15 protein-coding genes are annotated in these 13,671 nt (G+C 54.6%); 5 read left to right on the top strand and 10 right to left on the bottom strand.

The genetic code is table 11. The features are described from left to right. Positions 1-179: 179 nt before the first annotated feature. Complete coding sequence (locus tag K5E40_RS02855) at positions 180-482, top strand: hypothetical protein (RefSeq protein WP_221729513.1); 303 nt, start codon at positions 180-182, stop codon at positions 480-482. A gap of 89 nt (positions 483-571) precedes the next feature. On the opposite strand, the gene K5E40_RS02850 is transcribed toward K5E40_RS02855, so the two are convergent. Further along, positions 572-886: a hypothetical protein gene (locus K5E40_RS02850; protein WP_221729590.1), complete on the bottom strand. Its 315-nt coding sequence runs from the start codon at positions 884-886 to the stop codon at positions 572-574. A gap of 163 nt (positions 887-1,049) precedes the next feature. Between K5E40_RS02850 and K5E40_RS02845 the strand changes: the two genes are divergently transcribed. The 3 genes from K5E40_RS02845 to K5E40_RS02835 all read left to right on the top strand — a co-directional run bounded on the left by K5E40_RS02845 (position 1,050) and on the right by K5E40_RS02835 (position 3,081). Next, positions 1,050-1,211, top strand: coding sequence for a hypothetical protein (locus K5E40_RS02845; RefSeq protein ID WP_221729512.1), 162 nt, complete (start codon positions 1,050-1,052; stop codon positions 1,209-1,211). A 206-nt stretch (positions 1,212-1,417) separates the two neighbouring features. Next, a complete protein-coding gene (locus K5E40_RS02840) occupies positions 1,418-1,978 on the top strand; it encodes a fasciclin domain-containing protein (RefSeq protein ID WP_221729511.1) in 561 nt (186 codons plus the stop codon). A gap of 704 nt (positions 1,979-2,682) precedes the next feature. Beyond that, positions 2,683-3,081, top strand: a complete 399-nt coding sequence (locus K5E40_RS02835; protein WP_221729510.1) for a hypothetical protein — start codon at positions 2,683-2,685, stop codon at positions 3,079-3,081. Between the two features lie 61 nt (positions 3,082-3,142). Here the strand turns inward: K5E40_RS02835 and K5E40_RS02830 are convergent, their stop codons facing one another. Continuing rightward, entirely contained in the window at positions 3,143-3,937 is a 795-nt protein-coding gene (locus tag K5E40_RS02830) for a DUF6694 family lipoprotein (RefSeq protein WP_221729509.1), read from the bottom strand. Positions 3,938-4,543: 606 nt separating this feature from the next. Further along, on the bottom strand, positions 4,544-5,449 hold the full coding sequence (locus tag K5E40_RS02825; RefSeq protein ID WP_221729508.1) for a hypothetical protein: 906 nt from the start codon (positions 5,447-5,449) through the stop codon (positions 4,544-4,546). Positions 5,450-5,833: 384 nt separating this feature from the next. On the opposite strand from K5E40_RS02825, the gene K5E40_RS02820 reads away from it, so the two are divergent. Continuing rightward, positions 5,834-6,160, top strand: coding sequence for a hypothetical protein (locus K5E40_RS02820; RefSeq protein ID WP_221729507.1), 327 nt, complete (start codon positions 5,834-5,836; stop codon positions 6,158-6,160). Here K5E40_RS02820 and K5E40_RS02815 read toward each other — a convergent pair. The 7 genes from K5E40_RS02815 to K5E40_RS02790 are packed head-to-tail and all read right to left on the bottom strand — an operon-like array spanning position 6,132 to position 13,333. Continuing rightward, positions 6,132-6,653 (bottom strand): lysis system i-spanin subunit Rz, encoded by a 522-nt coding sequence (locus tag K5E40_RS02815; RefSeq protein ID WP_221729506.1) that lies wholly within the window; start codon positions 6,651-6,653, stop codon positions 6,132-6,134. The genes K5E40_RS02820 and K5E40_RS02815 overlap by 29 nt on opposite strands. Continuing rightward, on the bottom strand, positions 6,653-7,075 hold the full coding sequence (locus K5E40_RS02810) for a cell wall hydrolase (RefSeq protein ID WP_221729505.1): 423 nt from the start codon (positions 7,073-7,075) through the stop codon (positions 6,653-6,655). Before K5E40_RS02810 ends, K5E40_RS02815 begins: the two co-directional genes overlap by 1 nt. Positions 7,076-7,117: 42 nt before the next feature. Continuing rightward, the gene (locus tag K5E40_RS02805; RefSeq protein ID WP_221729504.1) at positions 7,118-7,456 is read right to left on the bottom strand and encodes a tail fiber assembly protein; all 339 of its coding nucleotides are present in this window, start codon (positions 7,454-7,456) and stop codon (positions 7,118-7,120) included. Positions 7,457-7,458: 2 nt separating this feature from the next. Then, positions 7,459-8,730 carry a hypothetical protein gene (locus K5E40_RS34865; RefSeq protein WP_260455489.1) on the bottom strand — a complete coding sequence of 424 codons (1,272 nt, stop codon included), beginning with the start codon at positions 8,728-8,730 and terminating at the stop codon, positions 7,459-7,461. Between the two features lie 30 nt (positions 8,731-8,760). Then, entirely contained in the window at positions 8,761-9,450 is a 690-nt protein-coding gene (locus tag K5E40_RS02795; RefSeq protein ID WP_221729503.1) for a hypothetical protein, read from the bottom strand. Next, entirely contained in the window at positions 9,450-9,770 is a 321-nt protein-coding gene (locus K5E40_RS34860; RefSeq protein ID WP_260455488.1) for a hypothetical protein, read from the bottom strand. The genes K5E40_RS02795 and K5E40_RS34860 overlap by 1 nt, the downstream gene beginning before the upstream one ends. Next, positions 9,767-13,333, bottom strand: coding sequence for a host specificity protein J (locus K5E40_RS02790; RefSeq protein ID WP_221729502.1), 3,567 nt, complete (start codon positions 13,331-13,333; stop codon positions 9,767-9,769). Before K5E40_RS02790 ends, K5E40_RS34860 begins: the two co-directional genes overlap by 4 nt. Between the last annotated feature and the right edge of the window lie 338 nt (positions 13,334-13,671).

The following is a 13,671-nucleotide window of genomic DNA, read 5'->3' as shown; positions in this document are numbered from 1 at the left end:
CCTGTGCGTTTTAACCCTGTCTCTGAGAGCTGCTATAGCTTTTCGGCCTTTGCAACATAGCCATCTGGCCATCGTTGATGCGTGCAGTTCTCGGGGATGGACAAATGGCGCTTGCAAGGCCGTCGCCGGCGCCTCGTCTTCCCTTTGTTCGGTGTGCTCTTGGTAAAGGTAAAACCACCATGAAATGGACCGCCCCCCGCAAGATCCTATCGGCCCCGGTGGCTATCAGACTTGATGAGGATACTTTGTCGGTCCTGGAGGATTACCGTATTGCCAAAAAGGCTTGGCTGGATGCATCAGACGACGCGCCGGATATGAAAGAGCTAGAGCGCGCGTTTCATTACGCAGCGGCCGAGTTCGCAAGTTGGGTTGACGCCGAGATTGATTTTCAACTGGAACTCGCCGGGCGAACGTTACCAGTACCCAGCGATTCGCCAGGCCCGGGATGCATTCATTGCATGGAGCATGAGCAGGATGTGTGAAAACCGAATCCTACTGCCTCAGCATTTCACAGGACGGTGCCACGTCAGCCTGACGAAAACCGCCCGAGCCTCTCTGCGAGCGCGCGCTATTACCGCTGGGTCACTTCTCGGTAATAGCTATCACATAACACTTCCAACAAGTCTTGGTCGGCCTCTGTCTTTATTTTCATGACCGCCGTCTCTACTTCACTTTTGTACTTCAGTTCTGTAGCGACTTCGGGGACATGATTCGCCAGCTTTTCAGGCATATGCGTATGTAACGATATGAATTGGTCCAGCGAGAGAACCCTATCGGGATGTTTCTTTCCACACTCCTTATGGAAAGCGACGGAAACAACGGCAACCAATGGAGCAATGAGTGCGGCCAGAGGAAAACCTTCGCCCCGCTCACCCTGGGTATGCATCCATAAGGATTCGTGACCTAAAGCACACGTTTGGTCGACGACTGCGCACAGCGCTGCCGTAGCACAGCTCGAGCATCTGAGGATGAATATACGTTCATCGAAAACAGGGTTCTATGCGTCTAGTCTGCGGGTTCCGACATAGTGACTACAGGAGTAAACCACCATGTTCTCGCATGAAAGCGTCCCGCTGATCATCATCTTCATCATCATGCTGCTTGGCGTGCTTACCGCCATCCTCCATCCGGTACATGCGCTCATTACCAGAGTTCGGAGGCGCACAGACAGATCATCCACCGAGATCATAAAAGAGGTGGATACGCGCTGAACTGTATTTAAACAAGCCCGGCGAAGGGCCGGGCCCTCACGTCACTTATAGAAGATCGTCCAGCGTACTGCGGCAATAATCAGAAAGCTGAGCAAGCAAGCACAGCACTCAGAAAATTATTTTATGAACCGGTGCATCCACTTTGATCGTTGGCTCGTAGATTCAATACCCTCACTCGGAGGGCATAAGAGCCAAGGAGATACATCATGCATGCCTTTTACAAAAAAATTGCTGCGGCAGCTTGCTTCGCTATCCTCTGCGTAACTGCAACGCTCAGCTTTGCCGCCGACTCTGTGATGGTCGGAGGCGCAGCGATGTACCCAAACAAAACCATCGTAGAAAATGCGGTCAACTCGAAGGACCACACGACTCTCGTAGCAGCAGTCAAGGCTGCAGGGCTGGTTGATACGCTCAACAGCAAAGGCCCCTTCACCGTATTCGCTCCGACAAACGAAGCCTTTGCCAAGCTGCCAGCAGGCACCGTCGATACTCTGGTCAAGCCTGAACACAAAGCTGACCTGACTAAAATCCTGACCTACCACGTTGTGCCCGGCACTCACACATCTGCACAACTGATGGCCGACGCCAAAAAGAACGGCGGCGACGTTGTGTTGAAAACAGTTCAAGGTGAATCGCTAAACCTCAAGCTTCACGACGGCAAGCTTTGGGTGGCAGATGCCAAAGGCGGTAAAGCAAGTATCAGCATCGCGGACGTGATGCAGTCAAACGGCGTGATCCACGTTGTCGACTCTGTCTTGATGCCTTAAACGCTTTTCACTCCCGGCAGACGCACAGTTTGCCGGGTGTTAATACCTGAGCCGTGTAGAAGATATTTCCTTGCGGTCCAGAACACCGGAGGAGTCCTGCATTCAATGGCCCAGCATTAGGTGGTGGCGCAGAACCAAACGATGATTTTCTCGGAAAGGCTTTAAAAGCGGCGATATAAATCGTATCCAGCAGCGGGCCAATACATCGCTGGCGCAACAACCCCAGTCTAACGCCAGTGGCGGGACCGCAGATTTCACCGATTGGCCTTGGCGACAGGGCAGGACGGGAAATCATCGACGCAAATATCGAGAAGATGTTCAACGATCTGAAGTCAAAGAGCGCAAAAAGGCAGCGAGACCGTGCCAGCTACGAAGGTAAATGGTAAGCAGCAAAGGCGCGCAGGGAAAGCAGACCAACCCGGTAGGCTCGTTCGATCGTCTCCAGTCGGGTTGCTTGGTTACCCCAAGCTCGAACACCCCGACTTTAATAGCTAACTCGACCAGAACGGCCACGCCATCGATGGATTTTCGAAAGTCTACGGGCTTGGGATAGAGGTATACCTTTTCGACTTTGGCGTCGGGTCGCACCATGAGGGGCTGGCTCCTGAAAAACCTCGGGGGCAAAGCATCAGCGATCAAGTCCGGGCGGTGAACTTTCCCTGACCTTTAAATTGACCATCCGCATCAGATAGTGGCGCTGAGCTATGAATGATAAAGTTCATGCTCAAAATCAGGGATGGCGCGTCATGATCAAACGAGTTTTTATAGCAGCAACGGTAATGTTCACCAGCCTTGCGGTTATTAGCGCCAATTTGCCAAATGAGCTTTTGGAAGAGTGCCAACGCGTAGAAAACTCGGCCAGAGCAATCATGAAGGCCAGACAAGAAGGCGTGCCCCTCACAACCGTGTTAGAGATGGCCGACACCGCGGGAAAAGAAAGCGAATATGTGGGCAATTTGTACAAAGGATTGATCGGAAAAGCCTACGACTTTCCGCGGCAGCCGAACGTTAAGATGCAACAGGACTTGATCGCTGAATTTCAGAAAACTTATTACTCGCTTTGCATCGATAACGCGCAAAAGACCTCAGGCAAGAGAACCTGAAGCGTTATGCGGATCAATAGACAGAAAAACCCGCCGTAGCGGGTTTATGCAAGTCAGGCTATCAAGCGGGACCATACTGATTTTGCAGGGCATCCAGTCGCGCCTGTTCACTCTCACTCAGACCACCGGCATCAAAAAGCGCCTTGCCATCCGGGCCATCAAGCCGGTAGACCTCAACGGTGAAAATGGCTCCTGCCGGCGCTTCAATCTTGCCCCACTTGCCGAACTTGTTGGGCAAGAGTTGCCAGGTCGCGCCTTCACCAGACTCCAAGCCACCGCTGATTTCATAATTGAACGCGTCGACAAACCATGGAACGGCTCGTTCAGGACTGGCAATGGAGCCCTTGAAGTACGCGCGTGAGATTGGATGCGAAGTGCCGTTCTGCACCGTCAACTCGATAACCGGCTGAGCAATCTTCGAGTACTTGTCAGCCTGCTGCTCCAGAAGTCTGGATCTCGATACGGCGAACTTCGCCAGCTCGCTTTTTGCAATCTCGGCAGAAGCAGCCTTGGACTTCAGCTCCTTGATTTCCAACAACGCCTGCTCTTTTTTCTTCTGCTCGGTCGCTGCGCGAATAGTCGTCGCCATCGCATTCACGTCAGCAGCCGTCTTTCCGTCGAGACTTAAACTATTGTTCTGCTGTACCCCGACCAGCGATGTATTTCCGAGACTCAAATTGCTCAAGGCAATCAGCACCAGGTCTGCCGTAAACTGTTTCTTCTCGTCAGGGGACAGATTTTCAGCAACTTTTTTAGACGACTCCTGCAAGGATCCTTCGGTGGTTGCGTCCAGTTTTGGATCACCACAACCGGCAAGTAATGCCGCGAACAGCCCGATCAAAAACATCCGTTTCATCTTTTTTTCTCCTTCTGATAACAAAGCGAATCCGGGTAAAGAGCGAGATGGTAGGAACCGTCGCTTCTTTAGATGCGGTACTAATATTGCTGAATAAGGTGATGATACCGCTTATACATAGATAGAGCAGATATTGCCCGGGATACACCACCGCGCCTACAGCGCTGCTCGTTGCTGAACGCGCGCCTGCAGTTGCCGCCATGCCCCTATTAGAAGCTGCATGCTTACACCTCTTGAACAGTCATGCTGAAGCTAAAGACGTAGAACGAGATTTTTCTTCCTCAACATCCCGCTGCTCGAGTCTGATTCTGTCGAGACCATCGTCGGAAATGGAGATGCCACGCAAATATCACACGCATGAAAAAGGCCAATGCTGTGAACATTGGCCTAAGTCATTGAATAATATGGTCGGGACGGAGTGATTCGAACACTCGACCCCTAGCACCCCATGCTGGGGACTGTAGCGACCCAAGCAACTGTTTTATAAGGATAATACCCTGTTTTCAGGGTGGCAAAACATCCGTTTTTTTGTGCTTATGCAAACGGTAGAACGCGGCCTCCAGAGGAGGTTTTGCGCAAGAGATCGAGGTGGAAATCGAAGAACCCTCAACCAAATTGGTTTGCTAATTTTGGCATAAAGCCTCGGACATAATCCTTTTCCGCTGGAGTGATTCGATACAGCTTGAACGTCGCACCCCTGCAGAAAAAAAGCTTCGGATCGCCATCGCCTTCCGAAATCATCCCCTGCCAACTCGACTCGATGAATGCTCCAAGACATTTTGGCTGCTCACCTTTATGAAAGAGCTCTGGATTCTCCGTAATAAATCCATTGAAAACTCGGGAGTGCTGCTCACGCAATTTGGCTTGATCATGAAGGATAACAGCTGAACAATCGGGACTAATTACGTCCGTTATGTTAACTGCCACAAACCCCCGAGAAGTACTTGAATGGTCCTGAGCCAATCTTTTCCTTAGCTGCTTGTTCGCCTCCGAAACCCTGGATGCGACTTTGCTTGAAGACTTTATACGCTTTGCTTCAATGTAAATTTTCCGCCCATTAACTTGGGCCACAATATCTGCTATTTGGTTTAAATCAACTTCATGACCCGCATTCAGCAGCCTGGCTGCAATGGACATTTCAAAGAGGTAATCTCGCCCCGGATCGTTCTCCGCGATATGTCGATATGGCTGGCCTTGCGAAATCCGCTTGAGTGTATCGAGATAGCTCTGAGAGTCGACCTGTAGGAGAGCCATACGAACCCTGTTCAACTCGAACAATTCAGCATTCGCATTAACAAAGGCGTCAAAACCTTGTATTACCGCAGAACTATCACCTTTGAGATTTCCGAATAACTCAATAGTGCGCACGTAGCCGTGGTAACGGTCGGCAGGCGTTGATACCCCTAAAGACCGAAGCCACTCCACGGCTTCCTTTCCCTGACTGACTAAATCCTCTCCCTTTTTTACAAATGTAGAGTGGGGAAACGGTTCAAGAGTTAAGACTTCGCTCACCACAGACACCCCTTAAATTTAATAGCTCATACCCGATCCGCTTAAGGCGGCACCACACCCTCGATGATGGCATAAGCAAATCATCCAAGCACCGGCTTGAGGCTAAATTTTCGAATAGCTCACCACCATGTCAAGGTGACTTCGGGAATCACGTAAGCTCATGATACCAAAGGAAAAAACCACCTCAAAAGCATACTGAAATATCGCGATTACACCCTATAAGAATCAACAACTTACAGCTGTATTTTCCTACAGTGGTATACCCTCCACCGGCGTCCTGCCGACCGAACACCAATCCAAAATCCTACAGCTCGTCGCCTCATCCTCGCTCACCGGCTGCCCCTCGATTACTGTATATCCAAACAGTATCAGCAAGGCGCACCCGTGGATCCCCTCTATATAGAAGACACCGACGATTGGCTCGGTAACCCGACTTCGCTCGAAACCTGCCGTCATCAAATCCGGATGTACGAGAACGAATTCGAAGCGCTCACTCTCAAGCTCGATCGGGCACTTGGAAATATTGAGGGCTTGGTTCGTGACAATGACGCGCTCACTCAGGAGAGAAATTCTCTCAGGGCAAAGCTTCAGTACGCCGAGGGGGATTTACTGAGCGAAAAGCGCAGATTTGCGGACGTGGCGCACCAGAGGGACCATCTCTTCCACGAAAATCAGCGCCTTCTCAGGGACGAGCGGGATCGGAAGCGCTGACAGCTTTCACATATGCCTGGCACGCTTGCAGCGCGATCAATCCCCGGTCGCCGGTGTCGGTGATGTCGATAATTCGTTGAGCATGCGCCGGGTCAAGTTTGGCTCGTACGGCTGCATGATCCACGCCGCCGGCACCGGTGGCGGCAGACACTGAACAGCCACCGGCTGAATCCGCATCAATGAGGACTGACAGCCGCAGATCAGAAGTGGCAAGGCGATCACGCAGAAGAGCCTGTTCTTTTTGAGCATTGGTCATTTTCTCGGAGTGGGTTTTGTCGCTAGCCGCTAGCCGCTGCTCGAGCGCCAGCCGCTTGTCCTGCTCGACCTGCTGCGCGGTGGCGGCGGCCTGGGTCAGTTGATTGAGGGTTTCGGTGTGTTGCCGGGCCTGCTCTGCCAACTGCTTCCCGTAGCGCCAGTCCTGAAACTGCCAGGCGCCTCCAAAGCCGGCGAGCACCAGCGCCAGCACGCCGACCAACTTCCACGGAAAGACCATTACGGCACATCCTTGAAGAAGACGTGACCGCCCAGCTTCAGGGTCTGCTTCGCCTTCGCAGCCCAAGCCGGCGCCTTGATACTGGTGGCGTAATAGTGCGTGGCCCCACCAGTAGGATCAGGCACAGTTCCATCGATCACCTTGTCGGCAGCGATCCGACATTGCGCCAGATCGCGGAACGGGATCTGCTTCACGCCGATCAGAAACTGATAGTTCGGGTCGGTCTTGTTCCAGCAACTGAACTGGTAAGGTTTCTGGCAAACCCCGGCGTAGCCCTCCCCCCACCATGAGTTGGTCCTCCCGTCGAACACCCGGTTGCGAACTGTCCAAGCTACGGCGATCTGCCCAGCTGTTCCTTCGCCGCGCGCCTCACCCCATAGGGTGCGCGCGAGGATGTCTCGATCTCTTTCAGTGACAGTCATGCTTTTCTCCAGGCAAAAAGAAGCCCGCTCAATGGCGGGCTATCAGGACTCAGGGGTTGCAGGCCAATCCGGGTTCGCCGGCCAGCCGTCACGCTCAGGCGTTTTGCTCAGCGTAATGAGGTAACGCTTCCACGCCTTCCAGCGATCACGATCGGCATCGCTGATTTCTTCCAGATCAACGCCGGCTTGTAACGGACTAATCGCAGTATTTGCGACCTGCACCAGGCTACTCAGTGAGGCCTTCGCGTCACGAACCATTTCATCAAACGCGACTTTTTGAGTCAGCCATTCCGGAAGCTCGTCCACATAGGTTTCCCCCGGGTCAACTGGCCAGCTTGCTTCGATGCCGCGCCATCCAGTTTCAGTGATTGCATAAGGCATATTCAGCGCTCCATTCCGTAGCCGCAGACATCGACGTAAAGGCTTCCGCCGGCAGCCGCGTTGGCGTAGGTGATGTTTTGAGAGGAATCGCACACAAACTCAAATTGATAGCGTGCTCCGACATCGAAGAGAGCCATTGCAACTGCACCTGCTGTGGGCAACGACAATTGCGAGAGAGCGCCCGTAGCAGTGCACCTTAGAACAGGGGTTTGACTGGTAATAGGCACCACCGGAGACAGCGAGACCACCGTGTAAGCCGTAGCCGTGCCGCCAGCGAGACGCCGAAAAGGAGCGCTCGAAGTGACCGCCGCGTACAACAGCACCCCAGTATTGCTGATCTGAAACGCGTAAAGCGTTCCGCCGGCCCCAGATCGCAGCGCGCACACGAACCTTCGAGAAGGGTCGCCAGTTTTTGACCGCGCCATTCCCGAATACGGGGCGGCTGGCAAGACGGCAGAGAGCTCAACCGCAGGAGTGCCAGAATTGTCGTAAGCATAGAGGTAATAAAATGCGTCTGGCGTTAGCCCCCCTATCCCCGTCAGCGTGATGGGTGACGTAAGTCGCAACACCTTGTTCGAACTTTGGATGAACGCCGCGCCGGGCGGGATGGTGATTGAACTGCTCGAGTTCCAAACCGGAATCATGCCATCGATATAGCCGGGGCCAACACCCAAATTTGCAGCCGTTGCTGCAGATGCGGCAGCATTCGTTTCGGATACGGCAGCTGCGTTTTTTGATGCCAAGGCAGCGCCAGCCGAGGCGCTAGAATTCGTTTCTGAAGTCGCCGCTGCGTTCTTGGAGCTGATCGCCAACGAGGCGGACTGAGCGGCATTGGTTTCCGATGCTGATGCCGCATTTTTCGAACTCAGCGCAGAACCGGCGGAAGCGCTGGCATTGTCTTCTGACGCTGCCGCGGCATTCTTGGAGGTGAGCGCCGCTGCGGCAGAATCAGCCGCCTGTTGAACGCTTTCTTCCAGCCCATCCAACGCGCCGCCTACTTCCAGCGAGGCCTGTCGGAGTGCATCGGCGGTATCTTTCAAATATCCCTGCATCGGTGCCAGAGCATACGTGCCGCCAGAGATAGTCGGGCCTTTGTAAGGAGGCGAGATTGAAAGCGCAGTATCGCTAGCGATATTGGTCACTTCGTACCAGTCACCGTCCGGACCACGGAACGCATCGCCGACCCGAGAATTGGCAATAAATGCAGTGCCGGTGCCGATCACCGCATTGGAATTTTGGACGACAGAAACCGTCCCGGACTTGTACCAGGGCATGGACTACCTCATCTTCTATTTTAAGTTTGGTCAGGCTACTTTCTTTGCGAAAACAGCCGGAAGCCAAAAATTGAAAGGGTTGCTCAGCTGCACTGTTGCGGCTCGCAGCGTGTTGTTTGTGAAGTCCCAGAACAATGAAACCTCCCGGCCTGCGCCATTACCTGCAACCATTTTCATTCCAAACGAATTAACCAACACGAATTCATTGAATGCTGGCAGTCCGTCGAAGATCTTGTAAAAATTCCAATATTGCCCTTGGGGATCCGTGGTTGATCTTTCGTAGGTCCATGTTTGTGCTGCACGGGTAAAAATTGCGGAGGGTGTGCCGGAGTCAAAAATCAGTTTAGACCCTGCATCCCAAAGCCGGAACCCGTACTGCGCCACAGGGGAAGCCATGAATGCCCCGACGAAATACTCACCGTTTGGTGGTACTACCGTAGCCCCGACTAGACCCTGCCCATAGAAATAAAACCCAGTCCATGCACCTGGCGAACCTATCGAGATGAAGTGGTACAACCCAGCAATCCCGTTAGGGTCTGGCTTTATAAAAACGAGTGGTGGCTCTGCACTGGTAATGGTGAAAGGAAACGCCACTGTCGTTGCTCTTCCTGCGTCGGTGTTATTGGTATAACGACCGCTAACAATCACAGAAAGACGGGCAATTTCAGAGTCGATAACTACCGTATTGTTGCCGTTGGTGAATTGAAGTCCGTATGTCATCAAGAAAACCTTATTACCAAAAGCCTCATGGTTCCAGCCGTCGATACATACGTGCCCGCATAACCGCGGACGTAGTTGTAAACTCTGACAGCATCATTGATAACCTCAGTTTCGTATTGAGTTGTAGTGTCTGAGTAGGTACCGACAGGCAAAACGATTGCCACTCCATTTGCCGGAGTAATTCCAGGAACCGAGAACTGTTGATATGTCTGTCCGCCTGAGACGCTAACAAGAGTCGAAAGCACAACTCGCATCGTGAAGGAATTTTCGTCTAACTGGAGCGCTCCATCAGGGCCCCATACTCGCGCGCCGTAACTCATGCGTTCAAATTCCCCCACTGATAGCGTTTCACACCGTTCTCATCGAACACCTTGCCGCCGTTGTTGTTGATCGTCTGGCGGGCACCTCCGCCCAGCGGGCTGTTGAGTTCGAAATTGCCCGCCTTGTCGATCCGCCATCCCTGAACACCGGGGATGTAGTTGTCTGACTGGATAAAGAAACCGATCTTGGCGTTTCCGATCGAGGCGTCGGCGATGAACGCCGAGTTCATAAAAACCTGACCACCTTGCACAGCAAACGGTACCGAGATCGCGCCGCCGGCAATCGTGTTGACGATGGCGAACCGATCAGCAGCCACCAGAAACTGGCTTTGAAAAACACCGTTCACGTTCTCAATGCCCAAGCCGATGCCGGCCGTCACGTACTGACCATTGGCAGTGACCGACATCTTCACCGACCACATCGTTTTCAAGTTGCCGTCCAGATCGGCAAAGGCCTCGGAGGTTTCCTGAATGGTGGATGTGTTGTCTCCGACCGTTGCGGTCAGTTGAGTGATTTTGGTGGCCGTAGCCTCTTCGTTCGTGGCGACCGTCTGTTCCAGCTCGGTCAGGTTTGCAGTGTTCTCACCAACGTCAGCATCAAGCGTTGTTACCCGCTGAGTCAGTGCACTGTTCTGCGTTGCCCGGACCTTCACCTCTTCGGCAAAGCTGGTCGTAGCATTCCAGCCGCGCAGGGCATCCTGAGCGTCACCCTCTCCATCATCGTCGCGGTAGGATGCCCGAAGAGCCTGGAATGCTGTCGCTTGCGCAGTAACTACACCGTCAAGCTCTGTGATGCCCGCGGTGTTGGTCTCCACCTGTTGGGCCAAACCATTGGCTGTCTGCACCGTCTGGCCAACGTCGAGCCAGTAGCTCTCATTCGGCGGTGGCGTTTCAATTGGCACTGGTCCAGTGGCTTGATAGATCCGCTTGCCCACCACTATAAGGTCGTATTCCTCGTAGGTCGCTTCCGGGTCGTAACCCTTCAGTCCGTCGAGCGCATCGATCTGCGCTTGAAGTCCCGGGATCTTGTCGATCTCGTCGAGGATGTCTTGCCCCAACTCGGTACGCCCGATCTCCCCCGCGATCATTTCCAGAATCGCTGCGGCATCTGAGCTCGATTGCCCTTGCACACCGATGCCGATCGGATACCAAGGCCCGATGTTGCCAATCTTGTCGACGATCCGCCCCCAGAAATAAAACGTCACGCCTGCACGCAAGCCGAGCATGGAAAAATCGCTCTGCGGATAAGCCAGGTCGGTCAGTTTGGTCGCGACCTCAAGATCGGTTGTTTGGCTGTACCAGATTTCAGTCCGTTGGCTATCCTCAGCGCCGGCAGGGAAACCCCACTTCAGGTAGATGCCGAACAGCAGCGGCGTGGCAGTCAGGTAGCTGAGCGCCGGCGGCAGACCTTGCTTACCCTTGAGATTGGTCAGGATCGAGTTCCGCCATATCGACGTGATGTCGAACGCACTCACCGCGCGAACCCGGGCCACATAGGCACCGGCGTAGATTCCAACCACGTCGACGTTGGTCATGCCGGTACGCTGTAGCTTGATCCAGTTGCCACTGTCTTTGCGCCATTCGATGTCATAGCCGACAGCACCAGGCACGGCAGGCCAACTGATAGTCATGGTGGCCACGGCCAGCCCTTGGACAATCGCAGAAGTCGATACGACCGTGACGCTCGCCGGCGCCGGAACCACCGTGATCGGAATTACGCTGATCGGACGGTCCTCCAGTCGCGCGCCGGTGTCGATGTAGGCGAACTTGCTCGGCTCGTATTGCAGCGCGCTGATCTCGAAGTCGCCCTCGGTGGTGCGCTTGGTGCGCAGCACGCGATAGAGCGGGATTGCCAAGTCATTGGCATCAAGCGCCCATTGCAACTGCGCGATCGGCGGCTCGCTGTAGTTCGTGGTAACGGTCACCTCTCGGCCGTTGACCTTCTGCACCGTGCGGCCTTCCGCGCGGCCACCGGGCAAGTTGATGATCAACCGGTCACCGGCCTTCGCCTCGGTATCACGGTCAAGCGTGACCACTCGGCCAGACGCTGACGAAATGCGACCGCCAACTTCCCGACCCGCCAGCAGCGAATCCGCCACCGGGATGATGTGCCCCGGCAACGGGATGACGCCTTCCATGCCGGTCTTGAACGATACGGTGCGGTCTTGGTTGTTGCTGAGGATCGCCCACTTACCGCGCCGCTGAGCTTCGGATGCGCGAGTGCAGCCAATAGCGCTCAGTTCGGTCGGGCGGTCGCCGTAGCGGCGCTGCAACTCAAGGTCGGCAAACGGAATGACGTCGGTGTCGTAGTTGTTCGCCGGGTTGTCGTAACTGACCAAGGCTCGGGTGTAGCGCGTCTTCGCCGAGGCGCTGCCATAGGAGAATTTGCCGTCGATGACGTTGGCCCGGGTGAAGACGTAGTCGAAGTCCTGCACGCGCGGCATGTCGGCCTGCATCACCAGTTGGCCCTGCGCCCAGTACGTCATGCCACGGTAAATTGCCGAGATATCGCGCAGCAGCGACCAGGCATCCGCCTTGCCCTGCAGGTTCATGTCACACAGGAAGCGCGGCTCGACGCCATTAAGACCATTCGGCACCAACTGATCGCAGTACTGCGCGATCCGGTAAAGCTCCCACTTGTCGACCATGAAAGGCTTGATGCGCTTGCCCAGGCCAAAACGGTCTTCGGTGCACACCCCGTAGGTGATCCAAGCCGGGTTGTTGGTCCACGCCGACTTCATGCTCCCATCCCACGTACCGGTGTAGGTGCGCTGGATCGGGTCGTAGTTGCTCGGCACCATCCAGCGCCGCGCCTTGCACTTCACGGTTACGGCCGGAATGTTGGTGAACTGCTCGGCGTCGAATTCGATGTAGAGCAGCGCGGTGTTCGGATAACGCAGCTTGGCGTCGATCACTTCGGTGTAACCGGCGACCAGCATCGTGTCGGCGATCTTGTTGCTGTTCTGGTTCGGCGTCACGCGGCGCACGCGGATCTGCCAACCGGTGGTGGCGTCCGGCAAGTCGATTCGGCGCGAGCGCTCGTAGCGCGTGGTGGTCTTGCCGTCGACAGCGTCCACCAGCACCTGCTGATAGGCGCCGCCGTCAGTGGCCACATCGATGGCGTACTCGATGCGGTAGCCACCGACATTCCCTTCGTCGTCAGCGCGCTGCAGGGCTGGCCACGCCAGGCGCATACGTACGGCTGAAAGCTGGGTGTTGGTGATCGAGCGTACCCACGCAGAATCGCTGCGAAGTTCGACGTTCAGTGAGGTCTCGTTCTCGACTGCCGGAATGCCCGGGATGTAGCTCTGATTTACCGAGCCCGGCCGCCAGTCCCACCTCACGTTGGGAAAGTTGTAGTTGCCGCTGGCATCACGGATCGGCGTGTTGTCCAGGTAGATGTCGTATTCGGTCGGGACACTGTCGAACTCGCCCTCGCCCACAGCGATCAGCAATTTCGCCAAGTTGGTCGAGCGCAGGCTGTCGCTGGCTTCGGTCGGCGACTTCGGCTTGCTGCTGCCGCCCTTCTCGCCATGGATATCGATGTGTGCTGCTGCGCCCATGCTTTCCTCCAGGCATAAAAAAACCGCCTCACGGGCGGCCTAATGGCATTTCTATAAAAGTCGTAGTGGTAAAGTTGGCACGCAACGCCCTACAACGATGAGGCGATCGATTCAGTAATCAAGGAAATAAGTGCCGATGAAAAAAACTCCAACTTGGCTACGAACAACCCTTTCGCTTCCGGTCTACGCAATTTCAGTCGTGTTGTGGGTTTTCACCGCATGCACAATCGTTACGTCTGCGATGAAAATGCTCTCCAGTTATGTGACGCCTGCACACCTTGGTGCGGGGGCCGCTGAATTGTTTATCTCTCTGGTCTATGCCGCAGTTGGTGGCGGAC

Origin of the sequence: Pseudomonas baetica (genome assembly GCF_019733355.1) — a bacterium.
GTDB lineage: Bacteria > Pseudomonadota > Gammaproteobacteria > Pseudomonadales > Pseudomonadaceae > Aquipseudomonas > Aquipseudomonas baetica_A.
Note: the sequence above shows the minus strand (reverse complement) of the source record. Positions and strands in the feature narration are given on the sequence as shown.

Bases quoted from the DNA above. Each gene is read 5' to 3' on its own strand.
- K5E40_RS34860 (WP_260455488.1), bottom strand. From the start codon at position 9,770: ATGAGTTACGGCGCGCGAGTATGGGGCCCTGATGGAGCGCTCCAGTTA.
- K5E40_RS02790 (WP_221729502.1), bottom strand. From the start codon at position 13,333: ATGGGCGCAGCAGCACACATCGATATCCATGGCGAGAAGGGCGGCAGC.
- K5E40_RS02840 (WP_221729511.1), top strand. From the start codon at position 1,418: ATGCATGCCTTTTACAAAAAAATTGCTGCGGCAGCTTGCTTCGCTATC.
- K5E40_RS02830 (WP_221729509.1), bottom strand. From the start codon at position 3,937: ATGAAACGGATGTTTTTGATCGGGCTGTTCGCGGCATTACTTGCCGGT.
- K5E40_RS02855 (WP_221729513.1), top strand. From the start codon at position 180: ATGAAATGGACCGCCCCCCGCAAGATCCTATCGGCCCCGGTGGCTATC.
- K5E40_RS02795 (WP_221729503.1), bottom strand. From the start codon at position 9,450: ATGACATACGGACTTCAATTCACCAACGGCAACAATACGGTAGTTATC.
- K5E40_RS02810 (WP_221729505.1), bottom strand. From the start codon at position 7,075: ATGACTGTCACTGAAAGAGATCGAGACATCCTCGCGCGCACCCTATGG.
- K5E40_RS02845 (WP_221729512.1), top strand. From the start codon at position 1,050: ATGTTCTCGCATGAAAGCGTCCCGCTGATCATCATCTTCATCATCATG.
- K5E40_RS02850 (WP_221729590.1), bottom strand. From the start codon at position 886: ATGCATACCCAGGGTGAGCGGGGCGAAGGTTTTCCTCTGGCCGCACTC.
- K5E40_RS02815 (WP_221729506.1), bottom strand. From the start codon at position 6,653: ATGGTCTTTCCGTGGAAGTTGGTCGGCGTGCTGGCGCTGGTGCTCGCC.
- K5E40_RS02835 (WP_221729510.1), top strand. From the start codon at position 2,683: ATGAATGATAAAGTTCATGCTCAAAATCAGGGATGGCGCGTCATGATC.
- K5E40_RS34865 (WP_260455489.1), bottom strand. From the start codon at position 8,730: ATGCCCTGGTACAAGTCCGGGACGGTTTCTGTCGTCCAAAATTCCAAT.
- K5E40_RS02805 (WP_221729504.1), bottom strand. From the start codon at position 7,456: ATGCCTTATGCAATCACTGAAACTGGATGGCGCGGCATCGAAGCAAGC.